Annotated in this window: 21 protein-coding genes; 12 read left to right on the plus strand and 9 right to left on the minus strand. The window is 61.9% G+C overall.

Going from position 1 to position 24737, the window contains the following annotated elements; translation table 11 throughout:
• Positions 1 to 44 precede the first annotated feature (44 nt).
• From treZ to glmS, 6 genes are all read right to left on the minus strand, one after another.
• The gene (treZ, locus tag ACSKT0_RS18390; RefSeq protein ID WP_437771028.1) at positions 45 to 1802 is read right to left on the minus strand and encodes a malto-oligosyltrehalose trehalohydrolase; all 1758 of its coding nucleotides are present in this window, start codon (positions 1800 to 1802) and stop codon (positions 45 to 47) included.
• 58 nt (positions 1803 to 1860) lie between these two features.
• A complete protein-coding gene (gene treY / locus ACSKT0_RS18395; RefSeq protein WP_437771029.1) occupies positions 1861 to 4179 on the minus strand; it encodes a malto-oligosyltrehalose synthase in 2319 nt (772 codons plus the stop codon).
• On the minus strand, positions 4176 to 6536 hold the full coding sequence (gene glgX / locus ACSKT0_RS18400; protein WP_437771030.1) for a glycogen debranching protein GlgX: 2361 nt from the start codon (positions 6534 to 6536) through the stop codon (positions 4176 to 4178). Before glgX ends, treY begins: the two co-directional genes overlap by 4 nt.
• Positions 6537 to 6610: 74 nt before the next feature.
• Entirely contained in the window at positions 6611 to 8155 is a 1545-nt protein-coding gene (locus tag ACSKT0_RS18405; RefSeq protein WP_437771031.1) for an NAD(P)H-hydrate epimerase, read from the minus strand.
• A 14-nt stretch (positions 8156 to 8169) separates the two neighbouring features.
• Positions 8170 to 8517 carry a holo-ACP synthase gene (locus tag ACSKT0_RS18410; RefSeq protein WP_236812218.1) on the minus strand — a complete coding sequence of 116 codons (348 nt, stop codon included), beginning with the start codon at positions 8515 to 8517 and terminating at the stop codon, positions 8170 to 8172.
• A 4-nt stretch (positions 8518 to 8521) separates the two neighbouring features.
• A complete protein-coding gene (glmS, locus tag ACSKT0_RS18415) occupies positions 8522 to 10414 on the minus strand; it encodes a glutamine--fructose-6-phosphate transaminase (isomerizing) (RefSeq protein WP_437771032.1) in 1893 nt (630 codons plus the stop codon).
• Positions 10415 to 10547: 133 nt separating this feature from the next.
• Here glmS and coaA point away from each other — a divergent pair, with 133 nt between their 5' ends.
• The 3 genes from coaA (at position 10548) to mscL (ending at position 12897) form a co-directional block, all read left to right on the plus strand.
• Positions 10548 to 11558: a type I pantothenate kinase gene (coaA, locus tag ACSKT0_RS18420; protein WP_236812222.1), complete on the plus strand. Its 1011-nt coding sequence runs from the start codon at positions 10548 to 10550 to the stop codon at positions 11556 to 11558.
• Positions 11559 to 11563: 5 nt separating this feature from the next.
• Positions 11564 to 12418 (plus strand): M15 family metallopeptidase, encoded by an 855-nt coding sequence (locus ACSKT0_RS18425; protein WP_437771033.1) that lies wholly within the window; start codon positions 11564 to 11566, stop codon positions 12416 to 12418.
• Positions 12419 to 12507: 89 nt separating this feature from the next.
• The gene (gene mscL / locus ACSKT0_RS18430) at positions 12508 to 12897 is read left to right on the plus strand and encodes a large conductance mechanosensitive channel protein MscL (protein WP_437771034.1); all 390 of its coding nucleotides are present in this window, start codon (positions 12508 to 12510) and stop codon (positions 12895 to 12897) included.
• Positions 12898 to 12963: 66 nt separating this feature from the next.
• Here mscL and glmM read toward each other — a convergent pair whose 3' ends face one another.
• Positions 12964 to 14328, minus strand: a complete 1365-nt coding sequence (glmM, locus tag ACSKT0_RS18435; RefSeq protein ID WP_437771035.1) for a phosphoglucosamine mutase — start codon at positions 14326 to 14328, stop codon at positions 12964 to 12966.
• A gap of 332 nt (positions 14329 to 14660) precedes the next feature.
• Between glmM and ACSKT0_RS18440 the strand changes: the two genes are divergently transcribed.
• Together ACSKT0_RS18440 and ACSKT0_RS18445 are read left to right on the plus strand one after the other, a co-directional pair.
• Entirely contained in the window at positions 14661 to 15578 is a 918-nt protein-coding gene (locus ACSKT0_RS18440) for a glycosyltransferase 87 family protein (RefSeq protein ID WP_437771036.1), read from the plus strand.
• A gap of 181 nt (positions 15579 to 15759) precedes the next feature.
• Positions 15760 to 17472 (plus strand): glycosyltransferase family 39 protein, encoded by a 1713-nt coding sequence (locus ACSKT0_RS18445; protein ID WP_437771037.1) that lies wholly within the window; start codon positions 15760 to 15762, stop codon positions 17470 to 17472.
• A 146-nt stretch (positions 17473 to 17618) separates the two neighbouring features.
• On the opposite strand, the gene rpsI is transcribed toward ACSKT0_RS18445, so the two are convergent.
• On the minus strand, positions 17619 to 18128 hold the full coding sequence (gene rpsI, locus ACSKT0_RS18450) for a 30S ribosomal protein S9 (RefSeq protein ID WP_234749102.1): 510 nt from the start codon (positions 18126 to 18128) through the stop codon (positions 17619 to 17621).
• 36 nt (positions 18129 to 18164) lie between these two features.
• Positions 18165 to 18608 (minus strand): 50S ribosomal protein L13, encoded by a 444-nt coding sequence (rplM, locus tag ACSKT0_RS18455; protein ID WP_024817563.1) that lies wholly within the window; start codon positions 18606 to 18608, stop codon positions 18165 to 18167.
• 295 nt (positions 18609 to 18903) lie between these two features.
• Between rplM and ACSKT0_RS18460 the strand changes: the two genes are divergently transcribed.
• The 7 genes from ACSKT0_RS18460 (at position 18904) to ACSKT0_RS18490 (ending at position 24736) form a co-directional block, all read left to right on the plus strand.
• Positions 18904 to 19557, plus strand: coding sequence for a prepilin peptidase (locus tag ACSKT0_RS18460; RefSeq protein WP_437771038.1), 654 nt, complete (start codon positions 18904 to 18906; stop codon positions 19555 to 19557).
• A 270-nt stretch (positions 19558 to 19827) separates the two neighbouring features.
• Complete coding sequence (locus ACSKT0_RS18465) at positions 19828 to 20019, plus strand: Flp family type IVb pilin (RefSeq protein ID WP_437771039.1); 192 nt, start codon at positions 19828 to 19830, stop codon at positions 20017 to 20019.
• 23 nt (positions 20020 to 20042) lie between these two features.
• A complete protein-coding gene (locus ACSKT0_RS18470; protein ID WP_437774080.1) occupies positions 20043 to 20219 on the plus strand; it encodes a Flp family type IVb pilin in 177 nt (58 codons plus the stop codon).
• 236 nt (positions 20220 to 20455) lie between these two features.
• Positions 20456 to 21157, plus strand: coding sequence for a Flp pilus assembly protein CpaB (gene cpaB, locus ACSKT0_RS18475; RefSeq protein ID WP_437774081.1), 702 nt, complete (start codon positions 20456 to 20458; stop codon positions 21155 to 21157).
• Positions 21154 to 22350 (plus strand): AAA family ATPase, encoded by a 1197-nt coding sequence (locus tag ACSKT0_RS18480; protein WP_437771040.1) that lies wholly within the window; start codon positions 21154 to 21156, stop codon positions 22348 to 22350. The genes cpaB and ACSKT0_RS18480 overlap by 4 nt, the downstream gene beginning before the upstream one ends.
• Positions 22347 to 23792 (plus strand): CpaF family protein, encoded by a 1446-nt coding sequence (locus ACSKT0_RS18485; RefSeq protein WP_437771041.1) that lies wholly within the window; start codon positions 22347 to 22349, stop codon positions 23790 to 23792. The genes ACSKT0_RS18480 and ACSKT0_RS18485 overlap by 4 nt, the downstream gene beginning before the upstream one ends.
• Positions 23789 to 24736, plus strand: a complete 948-nt coding sequence (locus ACSKT0_RS18490) for a type II secretion system F family protein (RefSeq protein ID WP_437771042.1) — start codon at positions 23789 to 23791, stop codon at positions 24734 to 24736. Before ACSKT0_RS18485 ends, ACSKT0_RS18490 begins: the two co-directional genes overlap by 4 nt.
• The last annotated feature ends 1 nt before the right edge of the window (position 24737 follow it).

The raw sequence follows: 24737 nt of genomic DNA on the forward strand, positions 1-24737 counted from the left end.
AGGTGCCGGGGAGCCGGAGCTCACCGTTCGGGGCGGCCACCGCCTTACTTAAGGCGCACGACGGCGGCGCTCTCGCCCGGGAGGGTCAGCTTTCCGTTCCCGACGGCGGCAGTGGAGTCCGTGGCGAGCAGGACTTCGCCATCCATCGCCTTCGTCAGGGTCCGGTCCCCGAAGTTGCAGGCAACCCTTACCGCGCCCCTGCTAAGAACCAGCCATTTGTCCTCTTCGCTGAAGTCGACGTGTGTGTCAGTGAATCCGCCGCCCGCAAGCTCCGGAGTCGAGCGCCTGAGGTTCGCCAGCGCCCGGTAAAGGTCCAGCAATCGGGCGTGATCGCCGTCGTGTGCTTCCTCCCACTTGAGCTTGGAACGTTCAAACGTCTCCGGATCCTGGGGGTTGGGCACCAACGCAGGGTCCCAGCCCATCCGTTCGAATTCCTTGAGCCGGCCCTTTGCCGTAGCCTCAGCCAGCCATTCCTCAGGATGCGAGGTGAAAAACTGCCACGGCGTGGACGCACCGAATTCTTCGCCCATGAAGAGCATCGGAGTGAACGGCGACGTCATAGTCAGCACGGCGGCCAGCGCGAGCCTGCCGTAGGACAGGCTCGAACTCAGGCGATCACCGGCCGCGCGGTTGCCGATTTGATCGTGGTTTTGGTTGCAGACCACCAACGCGGCAGGATGAACGAGCCCCGGGCGAATGGGGCGGCCATGATGCCTGCCGCGAAAGCTCGAGTAGCTCCCGTCGTGGAAGAATCCGTGTTCAAGCACCTTCGCCAGTGCGCCCAAGGAATCGAAATCCGCATAGTAGCCAGCTGTCTCCCCGGTGAGGTTCACATGCACGGCGTGGTGGAAGTCGTCGCTCCACTGCCCTTCCAGGCCGTAGCCATTGGTATCCCGGCGGTAGATCAGGCGCGGATTGTTCAGGTCCGATTCCGCAATCAAGGTCTTGGGGACGCCTGTTTCCGCTTCGATGCCATCCGCGAGGCTGGCTAGGTCTTCCAGGATATGGACGGCCCGCTCATCGCGCAGGGCGTGTACGGCGTCAAGGCGCAGCCCGTCCACGTGGAAGTCGCTCAACCACATGGCGGCGTTGTCCAGGATGTATTGACGGACTTCGTCGGAGCCGGGGCCGTCCAGATTCACCGAGTCGCCCCATGTGTTCCCTTCGCCGGATTTCAGGTAGGGGCCGAATTTCGGCAGGTAGTTACCGCTAGGCCCCAGATGGTTGTAGACCACATCCTGGATCACGCCTAGTCCGGCAGCATGCGCCGCATCCACGAATCGCTGATACGCCTCCGGTCCCCCGTAGCCCTCGTGGACGGCGAACCACAGCACGCCGTCGTACCCCCAGTTGTGGGGGCCGTTGAAGGCATTGACTGGCAGAAGCTCCACGAAGTCGATTCCAAGTTCAACGATGTAGTCCAGTTTTTCCGCTGCAGCGTCCAGCGTGCCTTCCGGAGTGAAGGTACCGAGGTGAAGCTCGTAGATGACAGCGCCGCCGAGCCCGCGTCCCGCCCAATCCGAGTCGTTCCAGGCATAGGACGTGGCGTCGAAGGTGCGGGAATGGGCATGGACCCCGTCCGGCTGGCGCTGCGACCTCGGATCGGGAAAGGGCCCCTCCCCGTTCACCAGGTAGCCGTAGTCAGTTCCGGCCCGCCGGGGTACGTCTGCCGTCCACCAGCCCGCGGCGCCGTCGTCGTCCGACCGCATTTCGTGGTGCTGACCCTCCGCAAGCAAAGTGACAGATTCTGCAAACGGGGCCCACACGTCGAACTGTTTCCCCGCGCTGGTCTTCTCGGCCATCGCTTCCCCTCAATTGTCTCGTTCGGGCTTCGTTTGCCCGCCGTTGTTGGTGCTCTGGCTAGCCAATGGGCACAAGCAAGGCCACCGGGTATCTCTGCAGAAGCCTCGCGACGTGAACCTCGCCCGCAGGGTAACTGTTGCCTGTCAGTTGATCCTGGACTGCGCTCCGAAGATGAATGAACGTGTCCTGCCACCCGCCGTTCCGCTGGAGCTTCCGCGGGAGCCTGGTTGCCAAGGTGATGGCACCGCCACCGGCGGCAAGGGCGCCACGGTCGAAGGCGATGAGATGGTCGGCCGCGGGACCCTCCGGATTGACAGCACTGTAGCCAGCGAAAAGCTCCGGCCTGTCCCGGCGCAACCGCAGGGCCCGGGAAGTCAGCAGCAGTTTCGCCAGCTCGTCCCTCGCTTCAGTCTGGACACCGGCGTCGAGGGCTGCGAGAGCGGCCCTCCGCCGTTCGAAGTCGACCGCGCGCCGGTTGTCCGGGTCGGTGAGTGAACGATCCCAGAACTCCGTGCCTTGGTAGACGTCCGGTACGCCCGGCATGGTCAGCTGGACAATCTTTGCCGACAATGAGTTCGACGTCCCATACGGGTCCACGAGGGCAACGAACTCTTCCAGGGCGGTCGTCACCTCCGGCACGTCGAAGACGGCGTCGACGGCGGAAGCCAGCTTCGCTTCGAACTCTTCGTTCGGCTCGGTCCAGCTGGTGGAGTTGCCGGCTTCGCGTGCAGCCTTGACCACATAACCGTGGAGGCGTTCACGACTGGCCGGCCAGGCACCCGCGATGGCTTGCCATACGAGGACGGCGAGTGGCCCGTCGGGAATCGGAGCCATTTCCTGCATACGATCCACGAATGGTTCCCATTCGGCGACCGTCTCGGAGATAGCGGAGATCCTGGCCCGGGTGTCTTCGCTGCGTTTCGTGTCGTGGGTGGTCAGTGTGGTCATGGACAGCGGCAGCAGTGCCTGGCGACGTACCATCCGCTCGTGGAATCCGGCCCCGGACAAGGCGAATTCCGTGGGATCCGCTCCCACCTCGGTCAGCGTCCCAAGGCGCGTGTAGCGGAAGAACGCAGTGTCTTCCACGCCCTTGGCCATGACCATGCCGGAGGTCTGCTGGAAGCGGCGGCCCAGTTCGCTGCCGGCGTCGAGCAGCAGCGGAAGCAGCGCCTTGAGGACCTGTTCCAACTCCGGTCTGGTGCGGGCAGCCCGTTCAACGGCTTCAACCAAGGTGTCTTTGCCGTACGGGAGATAGCTCCGGTAGACATGAAACGAGGCGATGGTCTCGGCCAGGGCGTCTGCCACCTCCGGACGGGGCGTCTCCGGAGCGTCCGGGACGAGCCGCGCGAGCCGGAGGATTTCCGAATGCAGGATGCCGTCCGTGATTCGCCGCTTGGTTCCGTGGATCATGGCCTGGTAGTCAACGGGCGAGCCCGTGCCCCGGAGCCTGGCATCCAAGGCATCAAGCTGCGCCTCGGCGTCGGGATCCACGAAAAGGCGGTCGATGTCGGCGAGGGCGTCGTAGCCTGTGGTCCCCTCACAGTTGAAGTTCTCCGGAAGTTCCTCCCCCGGCTCAAGGATCTTCTCGACGAGCAGATAGGAGCCGGCCGTGGTTTCCTTGAGGCGCTCCAGGTACCCGGCAGGGTCAGCGAGCCCGTCGGGGTGATCGATCCTCAACCCGTCAACAAGCCCGTCACGGAACCATCGGGCGATCTCCGAGTGGGCTTCATCGTAGACCCATGGGATCTCGACGCGGATCCCGGCCAAGGTGTTGACTGCGAAGAACCGGCGGTAATTCAGCTCGTCGTCGGCCCGGCGCCAGCCGACCAGCTCATAGTGTTGGCGCGCATGGACGTCCCTGGCGTTTTCACCCGCGGCATAGCTGCCTTCGGCCAGCGGGAAGCGGTGGTCGAAGTAGCGCAATTCGCCGTCGACCACGTCCAGCTTGTCGACGTCGTCGTCGCTTCCGAGGACCGGGAGCCGGAGCTTTCCGCCGGCGAAGTCCCAATCGACGTCGAACGCTTCCGCATAGCGGGAGGCCTTGCCCTCTTTGAGGAGGGACCACCACCAAGCATTTTGCGGGGGCGACGCAACGCCCATGTGGTTCGGGACGATGTCCACCAGGACCCCGAGGCCGGCCTCCCGTGCTGCCTTGGAGAGCGCGGCGAGCCCTTCGGCGCCGCCGCGCGAAGCATCAACGGTTGAGGGGTCGGTGACGTCGTAACCGTGGTCCGAGCCCTCCTCCGCCGTCAGGATGGGTGACACGTACACCCAATCCACCCCGAGCTCGCGCAGATAGCCCGTGAGGGCCGCCGCGTCCTGGAGCGTGAACGAGGGCCTGATCTGGAGCCTGTATGTGGAGACGGGTGTCCTCATGATCCCCCGTTCTTGTGGGCGCGTGGCTTTCTGGGCTTCTTCGGCGCAGCGGCAGGCTTGGTTTCGGGGTCAGCCTTCGGCTCCGGAGCATGGTGCTTTTTCGGTTCAGGGGCTGCTTCCGGTACAGCCTGGAGCGTCCGGGTGGAGGGTGCCGGCGTGGCCGGGGAAGTCAAGGAAGCCGTTTCGGTGGTGGTTGTCTGCGACAACGCGGCGAGGGACGCCGCCACCGAATGGTCCGGGTCCGTGTCCGGGACGCTGTGTGCCCTCAACACGACGAGCGATTTGGCCCCAACACCCAGGACCGCTTCCGCCTGCACGGGTTCGGTGTCGGCTCCGCCACCGGCGGTGTCGATGATGATGTCCCACGCAGGTGCGTATTCATCCGAGGGCACCTTGAAGCCGACTTCGTCGTCGTGGGCGTTGAAGTAGAGCAGGAAGTTGACGTCCGTGATGCGCCGGCCCTGGTTGTCCCGGCCGCGGATTCCGTCGCCGTTGAGGAACACGCCCACGGAGCGGCCGAAGCCGCTGTCCCAGTCCGACGGCGTCATGGTGGTTCCGTCGACGTCGAGCCATACGATGTCCGGAAGCCTCTCGCCCTCGCCTCGCAGTACCGGGCGTCCGTCGAAGAATCGGCTGCGCCGGAAGGTGGGGTGCTTGGCGCGCAAAGCACTGACCGCGGCCGTGAACTCCACCAAGGGCTGGTCCACGCTGTCCCAGTTGATCCAGGTCAGCTCGGAGTCCTGGCAGTAGCCGTTGTTGTTGCCCCGTTGCGTCCGGCCGAGCTCGTCACCGTGCAGCAGCATCGGGACTCCCTGGGACAGGAGCATGGAGGCGATGAAGTTCCGCTGCTGGCGGGCACGAAGGCCCAGGACCTTCGGGTCCTCCGTGGGCCCCTCGACGCCGCAGTTCCAGGAACGGTTGTGGGATTCGCCGTCGTTGTTGCCCTCGCCGTTCGCCTCGTTGTGCTTCTCGTTATAGGACACCAGGTCGGCCAAGGTGAAGCCATCGTGGGCCGTGACGAAGTTGATGGAAGCCACCGGGCGGCGCCCTGAGTGCTCGTAAAGGTCCGCCGATCCGGTCAACCGGGAGGCGAACTCACCGAGGGTGGAGGGCTCGCCGCGCCAGAAGTCGCGGACCGTGTCCCGGTACTGGCCGTTCCATTCCGTCCACTGCGGCGGGAAGTTGCCCACCTGGTAGCCGCCGGGACCGACGTCCCACGGCTCGGCGATCAGCTTGACCTGCGAAACCACCGGATCCTGCTGGATAAGTTCGAAGAACGTGGACAGCTTGTCCACGTCATAGAATTCGCGGGCCAGCGTGGATGCGAGGTCGAAGCGGAAACCGTCCACGTGCATTTCGGTGACCCAGTAGCGCAGCGAATCCATGAGCAACTGCAAGGAATGCGGGCTGCGCACGTTCAGCGAGTTGCCGGTGCCCGTGTAGTCCATGTAGTGCTTCTCGTCGCCCTCCATCAGACGGTAGTACGCGGAGTTGTCGATCCCCTTGAAGGACAGCGTGGGGCCCAGGTGGTTGCCTTCGGCCGTGTGGTTGTACACGACGTCGAGAATGACCTCGATGCCGGCCCGGTGGAGGGACCGGACCATGGCCTTGAAGTCCTGGACCTGCTGGCCGGTATCGCCCTTGGAGCTGTAGCTGTTGTGCGGGGCAAAGAACCCGATGGTGTTGTAGCCCCAGTAGTTGTTCAGCCCCTTGTCCTGCAGGATGCCGTCGTTCGTGAACTGGTGCACCGGCATGAGCTCGATCGCCGTGATGCCGAGCTTTTGCAAGTGGGAAATCACCGCCGGGTGGGCGACGCCGGCGTAGGTGCCGCGCTGCTCCTCAGGAACCTCGGGGTGGAGCTGGGTCAGGCCCTTGACATGCGCCTCGTAAATCACGGAACGGTGGTACGGGATCCGCGGGAGGTGGTCCCCGTCCCAGTCGAAGAACGGGTTGATGACCACGCCCATCATCATGTGGGGCGCGGAGTCCTTGTCGTTGCGGGAGTCCGGATCCCCCATGTTGTACGAGAAAAGCGCCGGGTCCCAGTCGATCTGACGGTGGATGGCCTTGGCGTAAGGGTCCAGGAGGAGCTTGTTGGGATTGAAGCGCTGCCCGTTAGCCGGGTCATACGGACCGTGCACGCGGTAGCCGTACTTCTGTCCGGGCTGGACGTGCGGGAGATAGCAATGCCAAACGTAGCCGTCCACCTCGCTGACGGTGTAGGAAATCTCTTCCCCGTCGTCGTCGAAGAGACACAATTCCACCTTTTCCGCCTTCTCGCTGAACAGCGCGAAGTTGGTTCCCGTGCCATCGAAAGTAGCCCCCAACGGGTATGCGGATCCTGGCCAAACGTCCATGTGTTCTCCTTCATGTGCCGGATAACTTCCTGCCAGCCTAGCGAGACTATGCGACTTTCATGGAACATCCGGGATCATCCGGCGCGATGTTCCCCGAGAAATCGGAAGACATCGGGGACTGCCCGGGCAATATCGGAAGCGGTCAATGGCCCGCCCGCCGAGGCTGCGCTGCCTGCCATTCCGTGGATGCCCGCGCCGACGGCGGCTACCGCGGCCCAGCGCTCATCAGGGGCGATTCCCAACGCTGCGAAGGGTCCGTCGTCGTCCAGCCCGGATTCCGCGTACGCCGCAGCCAACGCGCCGACAATCCCGCCAAGGACGTCCCCGCTGCCTGCCGTTGACATCCACGCGCATCCATCCGACTGGCTGAAGACCGCCCCGGAAGGCGAAGCAACTACGGTCGTGGCACCTTTGAGCAAGACGATGGCACCGGTGTGCTCGGCCGCAAGCCGGGCGAAGTGCACGGTCCGCGATTCCACGTCCTCCCGCGTTACGCGCACTTCGCCTCGGCCAAGAAGGGCCGCGAGCTCCCCGGCGTGCGGGGTGAGAATCCAGTTCGGCGGGCAGCGTTCCGGCAGGAGCTCCAGGGCTCCGGCGTCGACGACGGCGGGCTGGCCGGCGCTGGCCGCTACGGCCAGCACGTCGCGGGCTCGCTGGAGTTGTTCGGCTCCGTCCAGGCCAGGACCGAGCAGCCACGCCTGGACCCTGCCGGGCTCGGCCGGCTCCCAGATGGCTTCGGGGGTCCGTACCAGGACCTGCCGCGCCACGACTTCCGGACCGAGGTACCGCACCATTCCCGCACCGCCCGCGGAGGCGGCCTCGACACAGAGAGCCGCGGCCCCGGTGTAGCGCTCGGAACCTGCCACGATGCCCAGGACTCCCCTGGTGTACTTCTGGGCCCGACGCCCCGGCTCAGGAAGCACGGCGGCCAGGTCAAGGGCGGAGAAGCGGCGCAGGGCAGGTGCCGGAAGATGCTCCTCGATGCCGATGGGCACGAGGATCACGCGGCCGGCGCGGCCCTCACCCGGGTCGGCCATCAGCCCGGCTTTGATTCCCCCGAATGCCACGGTCAGCCGCGCTGCCAATACGGGCCAGTGGACCTCGCCTGTGTCGGCGTCCACTCCGCTGGGAGTATCGCAGGCCACCACCAGACTGGGCCTTAGCTCCTCCAGGGCGGCAATTAATTCCGCGGCCGGACCCCCGAGGCCGCCACGGGCACCGGTGCCCAAGATGGCATCGATGACTGCATCGTCGCCGGCAATCAGCACTGCCAGTTCTTCGGCGTTGTCCCGGTCCAAGACGTGGACGCGTCCGCCCGCGTCACGGACGGCCTCGAGGGCGTCAGGATGGGCGGAACCGGCGGTGAGCACTGCCGTCGTGCGCATGCCACGCCTCGCGAGCATTGCCGCGGCGAAAAGACCGTCCCCGCCGTTGTTGCCCTTGCCCGCCAGCACGGTGACGCTCGATCCGTAAAGGCGGCGGCCTTCCGACTGCAGTTCACGCACGACGGCGTTTGCCAGTCCGTATGCTGCGCGCTGCATGAGAAGAGCGCCTTCGCCGGCATCAAGAAGCGGTTGTTCCGCTGCCCTGATCTGTGTTCCGGTGAAGGCGCTGATCATGGTTGCTTGCGCTGCTAGGCTTCGGCGATGACCATGGCAGTGGCGATTCCGCCGTCGTGGCTCATGGACACGTGCCAGCGCTTCACGCCCATGGACTCGGCAACTGCCAGCACGGTGCCCTTAACCTTGATGGTGGGGCCGTTTTGGTCCAGGCCGATCCAGCAGTCCTGCCAGTTCATGCCCGCCGGAGCCCCCAAGACCTTGGCTACGGCTTCCTTGGCCGCGAAGCGCGCGGCCAAGGACCGCGTGTTGAGTTCGCGTTCCGCGGGAACGAACAAACGGTCACGGAGGCCCGGGGTCCGCTCGAGTTGGCGCCCGAAGCGCTCTATGTCTACGACGTCTACGCCTATGCCAACAATCATGCGGCTATTCTACGGTCACACTCTTGGCAAGGTTGCGCGGCTGGTCCACGTCGTATCCCTTGGCCTTGGCCAGCTCTGCAGCAAAAATCTGCAGCGGAACAGTTGTGAGAAGCGGCATCAGCAGGGTAGGCGTCTGAGGGACGTAGAAAACGTGCTCGGCGTAAGCCCGCACGGCTTCGTCGCCTTCCTCGGCGATCACCAGGGTACGCGCACCGCGGGCGCGGATTTCCTGGATGTTGCTGACGACCTTCGCGTGGAGGGAATCGCGGCCCCGAGGCGAGGGAACCACGACAAAGACGGGCTGCCCTTCGTCGATCAAGGCAATCGGACCGTGCTTGAGCTCACCGGCTGCGAACCCTTCAGCATGGATGTACGCGATTTCCTTGAGCTTCAACGCGCCCTCGAGCGCTACCGGGAATCCGACGTGGCGGCCCAGGAACAGCACCGACTTCTCGTCCTTCATGCTGCGGGCGAGCTCACGGATGGGACCCGCGTTGTCGAGGATCTTCTGGATGTGGGCGGGTATCTTGCCAAGGTCCGCCAGGACGTCCTTGATCTGGCCGGAGAAGATGTTTCCGCGCAGCTGGGCGAGGTAGAGACCGAGCAGATACGCGGCCGTGATCTGGGCCAGGAACGCCTTGGTGGAAGCGACGGCGATCTCCGGACCGGCGTGGGTGTAGAGAACAGCATCGGATTCGCGCGGGATGGTGGATCCGTTGGTGTTGCAGATGGAGATCGTCTTGGCGCCCTGTTCGCGGGCGTAACGAACGGCCATCAGGGTGTCCATGGTCTCGCCGGACTGGCTGATGGACACCACCAGGGTGTTGGCGTCCACGATCGGGTCGCGGTAGCGGAATTCATGCGCGAGCTCCACCTCGGTGGGGATGCGGCACCAGTTCTCGATCGCGTACTTGGCGACCATCCCGGCGTATGCGGCCGTGCCACAAGCCAGGACGATGATTTTGTTGACCTGCTTCAGCAGCTCAGGGTCGATCCGGAGCTCGCTCAAGGTCAGCTGGCCGTTAATGTCCGAGCGGCCGAGGAGGGTCTGGGTGACTGCGTCAGGCTGGTCGTGGATTTCCTTCTCCATGAACGAGCTGAAGCCGCCCTTTTCCGCGGAAGCCGGGTCCCAGTCAACGTGGTATTCCTTGCCCTGGGCGGGGGCCCCGAAGAAGTCTGTGATCTCCACGGTCTCGGCGGTGATGGTGACGATCTGGTCCTGGCCCAGCTCGACGGCGCGGCGCGTGTGATCGATGAAACCGGAGACGTCGGAGCCGAGGAAGTTCTCGCCTTCCCCCAGTCCTACAACAAGGGGGGAGTTGCGACGGGCTGCGACGACGACGTCCGGCCGCTCGGCGTGCACGGCGAGGAGCGTGAACGCACCTTCGAGCCGCTGGCAGGCAAGCTGCATCGCTTTGGTGAGCTTGCCGTTGGAGGAGTCACCGTTGAGCTGGTTACGGAAAATATCGCCCAGGAGCGCTGCCGCTACCTCGGTGTCCGTCTCGGACTCGAAAGTGACACCCTTGGCGATGAGCTCCAGCTTGAGCTCGGCGAAGTTTTCGATGATTCCGTTGTGGATCATGGCCAAGCGTCCGCCATCCGCCAGATGCGGGTGGGCGTTCTGGTCGGTGGGTCCACCATGTGTGGCCCAGCGGGTGTGGCCGATGCCGGTCAGCGAGTCCGGGAGCGGATTTCCCTCGAGCTCGTTCAGCAGATTGCTTAGTTTTCCCGACTTCTTCCGGGCTGCGATGGTTCCATCAGCCACCACGGCAACTCCGGCTGAATCATAGCCCCTGTATTCAAGCCTCCGGAGTCCTTCAAGCACGACGTCGAGAGCCGAGTGCCCGGCATCTGCCCGGCGGGATGAATTGCCAACGTAACCTACGATTCCACACATGCCTACAAGAGTAGCGGGTGCCCCTCGAAATGGACGTAGGATATCCGGGCCCGCACGTAGGCCAGGCCGCGGAATATGCGGGATAGCGCACCTTTTCCGGAGAGCATGCTCACACAAAATCTTCCCGCCGTTCATGCTGTATTTCCGGATCAGCCAACGGAGGGGCAGAATCTCTATAGTGACTTTGCAACGCAATGAAGCGAACGGCGACAGCTCCTCTCCGTTCGTGGAGCTGGACAGGCAGACGTGGTCCCGGCTGGGTGCACAGATGGAGCAGCCGCTTAACGAAGAGGACATCATCCGGCTTCGCGGCCTCGGCGATCCCCTGGACATGAAGGAAATCCGCGAGGTCTACCTTCCGCTCTCCCGCTTGTTGCACCTTTATGTCCAGGCGTCACAGCAGCTTCATGCAGCCACAACCACCTTCCTCGGTGAGCAGACCCAGCGCACGCCCTTCGTGATCGGCGTCGCAGGTTCGGTGGCGGTCGGTAAGTCCACTATTGCCCGCGTGCTGCGCGAGATGCTCCGCCGTTGGCCTGGCACTCCGAACGTCGAACTCATCACCACCGACGGGTTCCTGTACCCGCTCGCTGAGTTGAAGCGCCGGCATTTGCTCGAACGCAAGGGCTTTCCGGAGTCGTACGACCGCCGTGCACTTCTTCGATTCGTGAGTGCGATCAAAGGGGGTGCCGAAGAGGTCCGCGCTCCTTGGTATTCGCACGTCACCTACGACATCGTCCCGGACAAGGAAGTGGTGGTCCGACGGCCTGATGTCCTCATTGTCGAGGGCCTCAACGTCTTGGCACCCGCCCGTCCCCGGCAGGACGGCCGGCAAGGCTTGGCCCTGAGCGATTTCTTTGATTTCTCCATTTACGTTGACGCCAAGACCTCGTACATCGAAGACTGGTATGTGGACCGTTTCCGCAAGCTTCGAACCACGGCGTTCGCCCAGCCCGAATCCTACTTCCACCGTTACGCCACGCTCTCCGACGCCGAGGCGGAAGCAACTGCACGCGGCATTTGGAAGCGCATCAACGAACCCAACCTTGAGGAAAACGTGCTCCCTACCCGTGGCCGTGCGCAACTCGTCCTCACCAAGGACGCCGACCATTCCATCCGCCGCATGCTGCTCCGAAAGGTTTAGCACGGATGTGCTACACCTGCGGTCCCAGCCGAAGGTCCTTCGCAACGCTACTTGGTGCAGGGGTGGGAATGGCGGCCTTGGCGGCCTGCAGCCCGGATACCCGGGTCGCTTCGCCCACATCCGCACCGTCCTCTTCGGGCCCGCAGACCGCAACGCCGACGCCGACGACCACGACGCCGGTTCCCGCCGCACCGGCGAGCGAGCCGCCGTCGAGCGCACCGCCGTCGAAGGCTCCGCCGTCGGGTGTGCTGTCCCAGCAGTTTTCCCTGAGCGACCCGGCGAGCCAGTGGGTCATCGTCAACAAGCGCCGGCCGCTGACCCCTTTGCAGTTTGTCCCTGCCGACTTGGTACAGCCACGCGTGCAACTCGCAGTCAGCGGAGAGGCGTCCCTGCTCAACGGCACCACCGCCGGAGCAGCCGAAAAGCTCTTCGCGGCAGCGGACGCGGACGGCGTGACCATGACTCTGGCGTCCGGCTATCGTTCCTTTCAGACCCAAACCGCCACATACAACGGCTACGTGAGCACCCGCGGCCAGGCCTCCGCGGACACGGCTTCCGCCCGTCCCGGATTCTCGGAACACCAGACCGGTTGGGCGTTCGACATCGGAGACGGCGGCGGGGCGTGCAGCTTCGAGCCCTGCTTCGCTGATCAGCCAGCCGCCGTTTGGGCCAAGGCCAATGCATACAAGTACGGCTTCGTCGTCAGGTACCCGTGGATGCTCAATGAAATCACCGGCTATTACTACGAGCCGTGGCATTTGCGATTCATCGGGGTTGAGGCCGCAACGGATATGGCCAAGCGGGGCATCGGCACCCTTGAGGAGTATTTCGGACTCGAAGCGGCGCCAGGCTACCCCTAACGGTTGATTAACCAGGGAACTTCCCGACACTCCTCGGGAATTGAACGGCTGCTCACTTCGAATTCACAAGCATGCACTAGCTTGGTGCCATGTTGAGTGGATTTAAGAATTTCATTCTGAAGGGCAACGTCGTAGACCTTGCCGTAGCCGTCGTCATGGGTGCCGCCTTCGGTGCAGTGGTTGATGCACTCGTCAAGAACGTCCTCATGCCGCTGATCGCTGCCATGGTTGGATCCCCCAACTTTGACAGTTTCGCGAAGGTAACCATCAACGGAAATGACCTGCAGTTCGGGGTTTTGCTGACCGCGATCGTCAACTTCGTCCTGGTAGCCGCCGCAATCTATTTCGTCGTGGTAGCACCGATGAACCACCTCATCGAGCGCCGCAACGCCAAGTTGGGAATCTCGGAAGATGAGCCGGCGGCCGATCCCACGGTCACGCTCCTCACCGAGATCCGCGACAACCTGGTCCAACGGTAAGCAGTTGAAATAACTGTGGCCCGCCTCCTTACGGAGACGGGCCACAGTTGCGTGGTGCTTTCGCGCCTAGAGAGCCAGTTCGCGTGGAATAGCGAGGCGGTCTTCGACGACGCCGGCCAGTTCAGTGCAGATGCGGGTGGCGGTTTCCATGTCCGCGGCCTCCACCATCACGCGCACCAGCGCTTCGGTGCCCGACGGCCGCAGGAGCACCCTGCCGGTGTCACCAAGTTCGAGTTCGGCGGCAGCCACCGCAGCGGCGACGCCTTCGTCCGTGGCGGCGCGCGACTTGTCTACGCCCTTCACGTTGATCATGAGTTGCGGCAGCTTGGTCATGGCGCGGGCGAGGTCTTGGAGGGTGCGGCCTGTCCCGGCCACCTGGGCGGCGATCTGCAGACCGGTCAGGACGCCGTCGCCCGTGGTGGCGTAATCGGAGAAGATCACGTGGCCCGACTGCTCTCCCCCAAGGCTGAAGCCGCCGTCGCGCATTGCCTCGAGGACGTACCGGTCCCCCACCGCGGTCTCACGGAGGGTGATTCCAGCGTCTCGCAATGCGATCTTGAGCCCGAGGTTGCTCATCACGGTGGCTACCAGGACGTCGTCCTTCAGTTTTCCGGACGCCTTCAGCGCGAGGGCCAGGATCGCCATGATCTGGTCACCGTCAACCTCGTTGCCTTCGTGGTCCACGGCCAAGCAGCGGTCGGCGTCGCCGTCGTGCGCTATACCGAAGTCCGCACCGTGCTTGATGACCGATTCCTTGAGCTGGCCAAGGTGGGTGGAACCGACGCCGTCGTTGATGTTCAGACCGTCGGGTTCCGCGCCGATCACCACTACTTCGGCGCCCGCGCTGGCGAAGACCTGCGGGGAACAGCCGCTGGCTGCACCGTGTGCGCAGTCCAGCACAACCTTGAGACCCTCGAGGCGGTGCGGCAGGGTGCCGAGCAGGTGGACGATGTATCGGTCCTCGGCGTCCGAGAAACGCTGGATGCGGCCGACGTCGCCCCCCACTGGGCGTGAGGGTTCCTTGCCGAGCTGAGCCTCGATTGCGTCCTCCACCTCGTCCGGGAGCTTCTGGCCGCCGCGGGCAAAGAACTTGATTCCGTTGTCCGGCGCCGGGTTGTGCGAGGCCGAGATCATGACGCCGAAATCGGCATTGAGGTCCGCGATGAGGTAGGCCGCGGCGGGCGTGGGCAGCACGCCGGCGTCGTACACGTCGATACCGGAGCTCGAAAGCCCGGCCTCCACCGCTGCGGCGATAAACTCCCCGCTGGCGCGCGGATCCCGGGCGACCACGGCGCGGGGCCGCGTTCCGTTGGCCGCACGCTCGTGGCCAAGGACCACCGCGGCTGCTTGGGCCAACTGAAGAGCGAGCTCCGCGGTGAGCAATCCATTGGCGAGACCACGCACGCCATCTGTTCCAAATAATCTAGCCATCGCGTCCCAGTCTAGACGACGGTTGCAGGGGTCGAGGAAAGGCGGCCCGCCGACCCCGCCCATACCTCTTCAGCGGCGCGAGCGCAAGAGTGGGACTACTTGACTTGCGTCTTGCGCTCCACTCTAGTAAAGGCCCTTAACAAGTATCTACGATTACCGCATGACACCTAGCTCTGGGGGCTTGGCGCTCGAAATAATTGTCCCCGTTTTCAACGAGTCCGCCATACTCGAAAGAAGCATTTGCCGGCTTTCTAACAATAGACGCTGGGAATTGTTGCCCGGTTGGGGAATTACGATTACCTTGCAAGCGAGCCGGACGCGGTCGGGTTGCCATGATTAATTCGGATGAAGAGAACATCACCGATGCCTTGGTCAGTCCACGGACTGCCTTTGCCAGCAAGTTTCCTCTTCTTACAAAAGCCGCATTCGTGCTGGTTTGGCTAGCCGGTCCGTACTTTGCAACGCACGGCATTTACTTCGCCATACTGAACAGCAACCCCGGTTTCGACGCTCATGCGTACTGGCTGGCAGGGCAAGGCCCCCTTTTGTATGACAAACCTGCCGGAGCACTCGATGCGTATCTTTACTCTCCAGCCTTTGCCACGGCCATTCGCCCGCTTGCCATGCTCGAATGGCCGTTTTTCTTCGCAGTGTGGGTGTGTTTGGAGTCGGCCGTTCTTGTCTGGCTCCTCAAACCACTACAGCTCAAGTGGGCGATTCCGCTCTTCTTGCTCAGTGTTCCAGAATTGGTCAATGGAAACATCTTCATCCTGCTTGCCGCTTCGGCAGTAATCGGAACCAAAATGCCTGCCGCCTGGGCTTTCCCGGTGCTGACGAAGATCACCAGCGGAGTAGGGCTCATCTGCTTCGCGGTGCGTGGTGAGTGGCGTCGACTCGGCCAAGGCATCAGCGCGTGTCTGGTCATAGCGGGTCTTTCATATCTTTTTGGCCCCTCCGAGTGGCAGGCCTGGTTCACCTTCCTGGTTGAGCACCGGGACGCTACACAAGACGGCGGTCTTAGCTTCCTCCTACGATGCCTGCTTGGAGCGGGCGTAGCTGCAGTTGGCGCCCGAAAAGGTTGGCCTTGGCTCATTGCCCCCGCCATGGTGCTGGTCTCTCCCGTATTCGCCCTGCCCACACTTACGCTCCTTACAGCAATTCCGCGACTCACAATGGGCGCTGAGCCTGGCAGACCGGGAAGCAGTTTCGGAATGAACCATCACCCGGTTCGCACAACATTGGGGGGTTGAAATGTCGACGGGCGTCAGAACACGGACAAGAAACCTCCGGTGGACCCTGTTCCGCGGACCAGCCCAGGATCTTCCCTGGCAGCGTCCGTCTCTTCTGAGCCTTCTGGCTTTCGCGTCTGTCCTCTATATGTGGGGGCTCGATCGAAACGGGTGGGCTAACTCTTACTACTCGGCTGCCGCCATGGCCGGATCGGAAGATTGGACCGCGTTCTTCTACGGGTCCTCGGATCCCAGCAATGCGATAACCGTTGACAAGCCTCCGATGTCTCTATGGATCATGTCCCTCTCCGTGCGCGTTTTCGGGCTCAACTCATGGAGCATCCTCATCCCACAGGCACTCATGGGAGTACTCAGCGTCTATCTGATCTACCGGATAGTGGCGAAACGAACCGACCCTGCAACTGGCCTATTGGCGGGGCTAATCTTCGCAGTTACGCCCGTGGCCACTGTCATGTTCCGATACAACAATCCGGATGCGCTGCTGACACTTTTGATAATCGGGGCCGCCTACGCGACCCTCGAGTCAATCGACCAGGGGAAGTTGCGCTGGCTACTCGTCGCGGGAGCCCTGGTGGGTGCCGGGTTCCTGACGAAACAACTTCAGGTCGCACTCGTCCTCCCTGCGATCGGACTGGCGTACGTTCTTTTCGCCCGATTCCCTGTGTATGTCAGGTTGCTTCACTTGGGTGCCGGGCTGCTTGCAGCGATCGTGGCCTCGGGCTGGTGGTTCATCATCGCACAGGCGGCTGATCCTGCCCGGCGACCTTTCATCGGCGGCTCCAGATCCAACAGCATCTGGGAGCTCACACTGGGATACAACGGGCTGGATCGGCTGAGCGGTGCGGATGCCAGCCGCACGATGTCAGGTGCAACAGCAGCGTTGGACGTGAAGCTTGAACCAGGAATCACGCGATTCCTGCAACCGCAGTTCTCCGGCCAGTTCGGGTGGTTTCTCCCAGTCGCCCTTGCAGGAATCGGCATCACCGTAGTGTTTCTCTTTCGCCGTCTCGGCACTCCCGAACAGCGTTCGTTCCTTGTTTTGTGCTCAGCGTGGCTTATTTGTTCGGCATCGGTGTTGGCCATAATGTCAGGCATAGTCCACCCCTACTACGCAATCTCGACTGTGCCGTCGCTTAGTTGCCTGGCTGCGTTTGCGGCAACCTTCATGATGCGCCGCCTAAAAAACGGTCTAGTCCGGGTTGCAACTGGGTTCGTTTTGGCTCTCTGCCTGATTTTCGGTTACGCTTCCGCGTCTCGGTCCGTGTTGGACTTCCCGTGGCTGCCCCAGATTCTGCTGGTCACAGGAGGGCTGGCGGTCGCCATCGCGTTGCTTCCACCGGTCAAAAAGCGATTTCGAACGGCAGCAATGCTGCTGATCGGCGCCTCGACCTTCCTTGGCCCTACGATCTGGTCGATAAACACGGTATTGAGCCCCCATGTGGGGGCCGGAGTGGTCTCCGGGCCAAGCATCCTGGGCGTACGGACTGATAGTCCGGATCGAAAACAATTGCCGGCCGATACACCGATAGCCTTCACCGCAGTCATGTTCGGCGACGTGCCGCCGCCAGGAGCCATTGGGAGAATCGAGTCGGAACCCGCGTCGGTGCGGTGGGCGGCTGCCACTGTGGGTTCGGAGACCGCGGCCAACTACCAACTGGCCAGCTCCAAAGCGATTCTTGCAGTGGGGGGATTCGACGGAACGGATCCCTTCCCGACGCTGGAGCAATTTCAGGCAATGGTCCGCAACGGCAACGTCGGAACGTTTCTGATCCAGAACCTTCCACCGCTGACAGTTGAAGGGAGAGGGGAATCTGCCCGGATTGTGCAATGGGTCAAAAGTACCTTCCAACCCGAAATCATCGACGGGGCAACCATGTATCGCCTTATCCAGTAGTTCAGAGTACGACGAAGCCCGCCCCGCCAAATGGCGAGACGGGCTTTCGTGCAAGCGGATTAGCGCTTGTGGATCCGAGCGCTAAAAAGCGCCGAGGGCCCCCTAGTGATGTCGCGCCAGCGGCAACACTAGGGGTAGGCGCATCTTTAGCGCTTGGAGTACTGCTGAGCCTTGCGTGCCTTCTTGAGACCAGCCTTCTTACGCTCGATGACACGGGCGTCACGACGCAGGAAGCCGGCCTTCTTCAGGGTGGCGCGGTTGTTCTCGGTGTCGATCTCGTTCAATGAACGGGCGATGCCGAGACGCAATGCGCCGGCCTGGCCGGAAATGCCGCCACCGTGGATGCGTGCGAAGACGTCGTAGGCGCCGTCAAGATCAAGGATCTTGAAGGGCTCGTTGACGTCCTGCTGGTGCAGCTTGTTCGGGAAGTAGTTGGCCAGCTCGCGGCCGTTGATGATCCACTTGCCGGTGCCGGGCACGATGCGAACGCGTGCAACAGCTTCCTTACGACGGCCAACTGCGGCGCCGGCAACAGTCAGTGCCGGGCGCTCCTTCTTCGGCGCTTCTGCTTCCGCAGGACCGCTCTCCGAGGTGTAGCTGGTCAGGTTTTCCTCAGCCACAACGGCCTCGGTGGTCAGTTCTTCGTTCTGAGCCACGATTCTCCTTGATTAAAAGTTGTTTGGTGGCCAGGACTACTGGGCGACCTGGGTGATTTCGAAAGTCTTGGGCTGCTGGGCGGCGTGCGGGTGCTCTGCACCGCGGTAGACCTTCAGCTTGCCCAGCTGCTGTGCAGCGAGGGAGTTCTTCGGGAGCATGCCCTTGATGGCCTTCTCCACGGCGCGGACCGGGTTGGATTCCAGCAGCTCCGCGTAGTTGACGGAGGTCAGGCCGCCCGGGTAGCCGGAGTGGCGGTATGCGCGCTTCTGCTCCAGCTTGGCGCCGGTCAGGGCGACCTTTTCAGCGTTGATGATGATGACGAAGTCGCCCATGTCCATGTGGGACGCAAAGGTCGGCTTGTGCTTTCCGCGCAGCAGTGTTGCGGTCTGGCTGGCAAGACGACCAAGGACAACGTCGGTGGCATCGATGACGTGCCACTGGCGGTTGATATCGCCGGGCTTCGGGGTGTACGTACGCACGGTTTTGCCTCGTTCTTGTTCTGGCGTTCATGTTTTAGGCGGCACGCTTGAAGCGTGTGCCTACTAGGTATGCGTTACCGGAGCAGAGGTGAGGGCTCTATGTACCAGTTATCCCGAAGTCCCGATATGCCTGTCGAGTTAACGATCCTGCAACTGGATCCCCAAGCGGGCATGTGTCATCGAGAAAGGACACGCACAACGACTATCAACAATAGCGGCAACGAGCTCCAGGGTCAAAATAGGCTGGAAACCAGCGTGAACCACCGAGACCCTTCCTGAGCTCCTAGGAGATGCCATGACAGCAACTGCCGCCCAGCCCTTGCTTGTGGCCGCCTTCGGGCTCCTGGGGCTCCTCACAAGCCCTCTCGCGGAGCTTCTGATAGCCCGTTCCCTGCCGCGGCTTGGCGGCATCCCATCCCCCGCTATGAGGCTCACGACGGCGGTGCTCACCGCTGTGCTGTTTGGCCTCCTGACCCTCCGCTTCGGTTTCTCACCGATTCTCCCCGCCTATCTGCTTTTAGCAGTGATGGCAGTGCAGCTGTCACGCGTGGACGTGGCACACCACCTGCTCCCAAACCCGCTGATCCTGCTGTTGCTTGCAGCCGGCTTGGTCCTTTTAACTACGTCTGCTGAGCTGCTTTCGGACTGGCCGGGGCTCCTGCGTGCGGCTGCCGGCGGCGTCATTTTCTTCTTCGGGTACTTAATTCTTGGATTGATCTCTCCCGGAGGCCTCGGAATGGGCGATGTGAAGCTCGCAGCGCCACTCGGAATGTACTTGGGCTACTTGGGCTGGAGCCAAGTGTTCTACGGGGGAATGCTGGGATTTGTGATTGGCGGGGTGATGACGGTGCTGATGTTGCGCCTGAAGCGCGGAATCAAGCCATCGGAAGTGGCACACGGGCCGGCTATGTTCGCAGCGGCAATTGGAGTAGTCCTTCTCTCCGCGTGACGCCGAGGCTTCTCCCACGGGCTCCGTGCAGGCCCGCGGGGCTACTACTGTCTCGCCGCTTAAGTAGTACTTAGCCAAAAAAACCGAGTACTTGCACCCGCATCCGCGAGTAGTAGGCGTTGTTCCAGGATGGAAAGACGAGTACCACTACGCATTGTTTGTTAACCCTTCCAGGAGCAATTCTTGTCCTATCGAAATCCGATCCGCTAAACGGGATATGCGAGCGGCAGGAATTCGTAGACAAATTCACTTATCTGGGAAGGTTTTCCGATGTCAACTCTCATGATCCACACCCTCGCATTCATCGCCGGCGTAAAAGACCGGTTCTCCTCCGAAAAGGGCGCGACAGCCGTTGAATACGGTTTGCTTGTTGCACTGATCGCGGCGGTAATCGTCGCCGTCGTTGCAACCCTCGGTACGCAAATCAACAGCGCCTTCAACACAATCTCGGGCAAGCTCTAACAAGTCCAATGAGGCACCTGATAATGCGAGCCCTGCCCCTTAGTTGGCGGGCGCAGCAGTTGGTCAGATCCGAAACTGGCGCGACTGCCGTCGAGTACGGCTTGTTGGTTGCACTGATCGCGGCGGTCATTGTCGCGATCGTGATCACCCTGGGTGGTCAGATCAACACAGCGTTTACATCTGTTTCAACGGCCTTGTAATCCAGAGGCTGAAACAATGCCCGGGGGCGGTGCTGACGATCGGAGCCAAAATTCCGCCACGCAGTCACCGCTCCTGGGCATTTCTATTGTGTCGCCGCCAACGCCGGCCACGCCCCAAAGATGCATTTCATTATTCTTGTTGAACATACAGGGGCAGTCACGATTCAACTTTCCAAATAAGATTTACGTGAGGGGAACAAGTGAAAACTCGCCTACTGGGAGGCATTGTTGCTCTTGTGCTGGCCGTTGTTGGCACACTGCTACTGGTCTCATACGTTCAGGGGGCCGAAGCTCGGGCCCAACGGGATCTCCAACCCGTCGACGTTTTGGTGGTGCAAAGCCAAATACCATCCGGCGCAACTGCGGATAGCATCAAAGCTGCTGTGAAACTCGTCTCGCTGCCGCAAGCTTCAGTTCCCAACGGGGCACTGAAGAGCCTCGACGGCCTGCAGGGCAAAGTGGCTGCAACTGACTTGCTCCCGGGTGAGGCCCTGGTTGGGGCCCGTCTGGTAGATCCGAACACCCTGGCAGCCCCGGGATCGGTTCCCGTTCCACCTGGAATGCAGGAAATCTCTGTCCAGCTGGAGGCCCAGCGGGTCATCGGGGGCCGCATACAAGCCGGTGACACTGTCGGCGTCATTGTGCTTTTTGCGGACGGTGCAGCTGGGGAAACAGCCCAACAGGTCTTCCACAAAGTCATGGTTACCAGCGTCCAGCGCGCGGATTCCAAACCTTCTACGACGGCTCAAGACCCCAAAGCGCAGGCCAACACACAGCTTCCTTCCGGGTCGCTCCTGGTCACCGTTGCCCGCAACGACGTCGATTCAGCCAAAATAGCCCTGGCCGCACAGTTCGGCACGATTTGGCTCACCAAGGAGCCGGCGTCCACTACTGAAAGTGCGCCCACGGTCGTCAAGAAGGCAGATGTGTTCCGATGAGCCGTTTCGTGGTAATCACGCCAGACCAAGACTTTGAACGCCGCGCCCGGCTAGCTACGAAGGGACTCCATGGCGCGATCCATGTTATCGTCGCCGATTACCTGCCCCCGAGTCCCGACGATATCCTCCGGATACTGACGGGCGAACCCGTTGAAGTAATACTCTTGGGTCCTGGCCTCCCGCTGGAGGACTCAATTCGGATTGCGAGTCTCTTCGACCTCCAATACCCGGAAATTAGCATTGTTGTCGTCACGGAGAAAGAAGCGGATGTCGCCCTGCCAGCCATGCGCGCAGGCGTCCGGGATCTTCTTGCGCCCCACGCCCAGTCTGATGACATCCGGGCCATGCTGGAGCGCTCGAGCTTGGCAGCAGCCAGTCGGCGGCGCGGACTGAGTAATTCCGTTGAAAGCCACCCAGGCGCTGGCAGGATCATCTCCGTCATGTCGCCCAAGGGAGGAGTCGGAAAGACAACCGTCACCACGAACCTCGCGGTGGGCCTTGGCAAAGTTTCGCCCATGGGAGTCGTGGTCCTGGATCTCGACTTGCAGTTTGGTGACGTCGCTTCAGGACTCATGCTGGAACCGGAACGGACTCTCGCCGATGCAGTACAAGGAGCTGCCGTCCAGGACAGCATGGTTCTGAAATCCTACCTGTCCGTGCATCCGGCTGGGATCTATGCACTCTGCGCCCCCCTGAATCCGGTGGATTCCGACAAGATCTCCGGCGCCCAAGTGGCCCATCTGATCCAACAACTCTCCACGGAGTTTCAATTTGTGGTGGTTGATACCGCCCCAGGCCTGGGGGAACACGTCCTTTCCACACTCGAAGTCGCCACTGATTCCGTCTGGGTGTGCGGCATGGACATCCCCAGCATCCGGGGCCTCCGAACCGGCTTCGGGATACTCAACGAACTTGGGCTATTGAGTGAACACCGTCACGTCATCCTCAATTTCGCCGACCGTCGCAGCGGGCTCACACTCAAAGACGTGGAAGCCACGATCGGCTGTCCCGTCGACGTCGTGCTTCCACGGTCCCGGACGGTACCTTACTCCACGAACAAAGGGGTACCGCTACTTCAAGACGGAACCCGAGATCCAGCGGCTAAAGGCCTGGCGCAATTGGTTGAGCGATTCAAACCCGACTGGGAAGAACGGTCTCATAAGAAACTTCACAGAAGGGCAGTAGTCCAATGAGCCTGAGCAGACGACTCCAAGCCGCCCGAGGGATTGAAACCGCCGTCGCGGAACCTCCAAACACTAGCGAGTCCGTTCCCTGGGGCGCCCCCACAATCGGAGGCGCAGGGCAGTCCCCTAGCCATTCCAGTGCAAGGGAAGCATCAGATACGAATGAAGCGCTCAACGCCGTCAAGGAACGCGTCGGTACCGCACTGTACGAGCGAATGGGGAGCCGAATCACCGACTCGTCGATGGACGAGGCTGAGCTGCACCAATACGTCAAGGACGAACTCCGAGTCATTATCGAACAGGACGAGATTCCGCTGACTATCTCTGAACGCCAGCGCCTGGTCCAGGAAATTATCGACGACGTCCTCGGACTCGGCCCGCTCCAGAAATTCCTGGAAGAAGAAGCCGTCACAGAGATCATGGTCAACGGAGCAGAAAAAGTCTACGTCGAGCGGGGCGGAAGGCTGCATCTTACCGCTGCCAAATTCAACGACGAAGAGCACCTCCGGCGCATCATCGAACGCATCGTGACCAAAGTCGGCCGGCGAATCGACGAGTCTTCCCCCTTGGTGGACGCGCGGCTTTCCGATGGTTCCCGCGTCAACGCCATCATTGCCCCCCTTGCCATCAACGGTTCAGCACTGACTATCCGCAAGTTTAGCCGCGTCCCACTCAGCGTGGAGAAGCTGATCTCCTTCGGCACAATATCCCCCGAAATGGCCGAATTGCTTCATGCCTGTGTTCAGGCTCGGTTGAACATTGTTGTTTCCGGCGGTACGGGCACCGGCAAGACCACATTGTTGAATGTCCTCTCCAGCTTCCTTCCGGCTGACGAAAGAATCGTCACCATCGAGGATGCAGTGGAGCTCCAGCTGCAGCAGGAGCACGTTGTCCGCTTGGAAAGCCGCCCGCGCAATATCGAAGGAAAAGGCGAAATCAGCATCAGGGACCTCGTACGAAATTCCCTCCGTATGCGCCCCGACCGTATCGTCATCGGTGAAGTCCGCGGCGGGGAATCCCTGGACATGCTCCAGGCGATGAACACTGGTCACGATGGGTCCATCTCGACAGTGCACGCCAACTCCCCACGTGACGCGATTGCCCGCTTGGAAACCCTGGTGCTCATGGCAGGCATGGATTTGCCTCTCCGTGCTATCCGCGAACAAATCGCTTCCGCAATCAACCTGATTGTCCACATTTCAAGGCTTCGCGATGGAACCAGGCGAGTCACGCACGTGACGGAGGTTCAGGGAATGGAGGGCGATATCGTCACGCTCCAGGATGCGTTTGTGTTCGATTACGCAGCAGGGGTCGATGCGAATGGACGCTTCCTGGGACGCCCGGTTCCGACGGGGGTACGTCCCCGGTTCGCGGATCACTTCGCCGATCTAGGAATCACCCTCTCTCCGTCGGTTTTTGCTCCGGCACCGGTGGGGGGCGCGTTTAGATGACCAGCGCCAACCCAGCGTTCCTGGCAATCGGCGTAGGGCTGTGTTTCGTCTCGCTGAGCATCTTCCTGATCGCTACTTTAGGATCTGGTCGCGGCCAGATTGCGTTGTCCCGCAGACGCCCCGGGGTCTCCGATAGCCGCTCTCTGCTCACCAAGGCCACCGATCAGGCCACCTCGTTCGTCGAACGCCGCGTCGGCCGCAGCGCCAGTTTCGGCAGTCGAGAGTCCCTGGATCGGGCCGGTCTTAAGATGAGCCAGGCAGACTTCATTCTCCTAGTGGCATGCGCTGCTATCACTGCTGGTTTTATCGGGTTCGTTGTCAATGGAATAGCATTTGGCATCCTGTTCTTTTTGGCCACCCCGATCGCTGCCATCATTCTCCTGAAGGTCCTGACGGGGCGGCGGCGGGCAAAATTCGAAGACCAACTCGGCGATACCTTGCAAATGCTTGCCGGTGGCCTCCGGGCCGGCCACAGTCTTCTCCGTTCGGTGGATGCCGTCGCCAAGGAAACCGAGGCACCCACGTCCGAAGAACTTGCAAGAATCGTCAATGAAACCAGGCTTGGCCGCGAACTCAGAGACTCCATCCAGGATGCCGCACATCGCCTTCGCAGCGAGGACTTCGACTGGACGGGTCAAGCGATTGAAATCCACCGCGAAGTGGGTGGGGATTTGGCAGAAGTCCTGGACCATGTGGGCGAGACCATTCGGGAACGATCCCAAATCAAGGGTCAAGTGAAGTCCCTGAGTGCGGAGGGTCGACTGTCGGCCTACATCCTCACGGGCCTGCCTATAGCGGTGTTTCTTTGGCTGAGTGTTGCAAATCCCAGCTACGTAGGAACTCTATACACAACCTTCTTGGGCTGGGTCATGCTGGTGGTCGGGACATTGCTACTCATGACCGGCGCTTTCTGGCTCAGTCGAGTTATAAAGATCAAGTTCTAGG

This window comes from Arthrobacter sp. KNU40, from assembly GCF_051515115.1.
GTDB lineage: Bacteria > Actinomycetota > Actinomycetes > Actinomycetales > Micrococcaceae > Arthrobacter.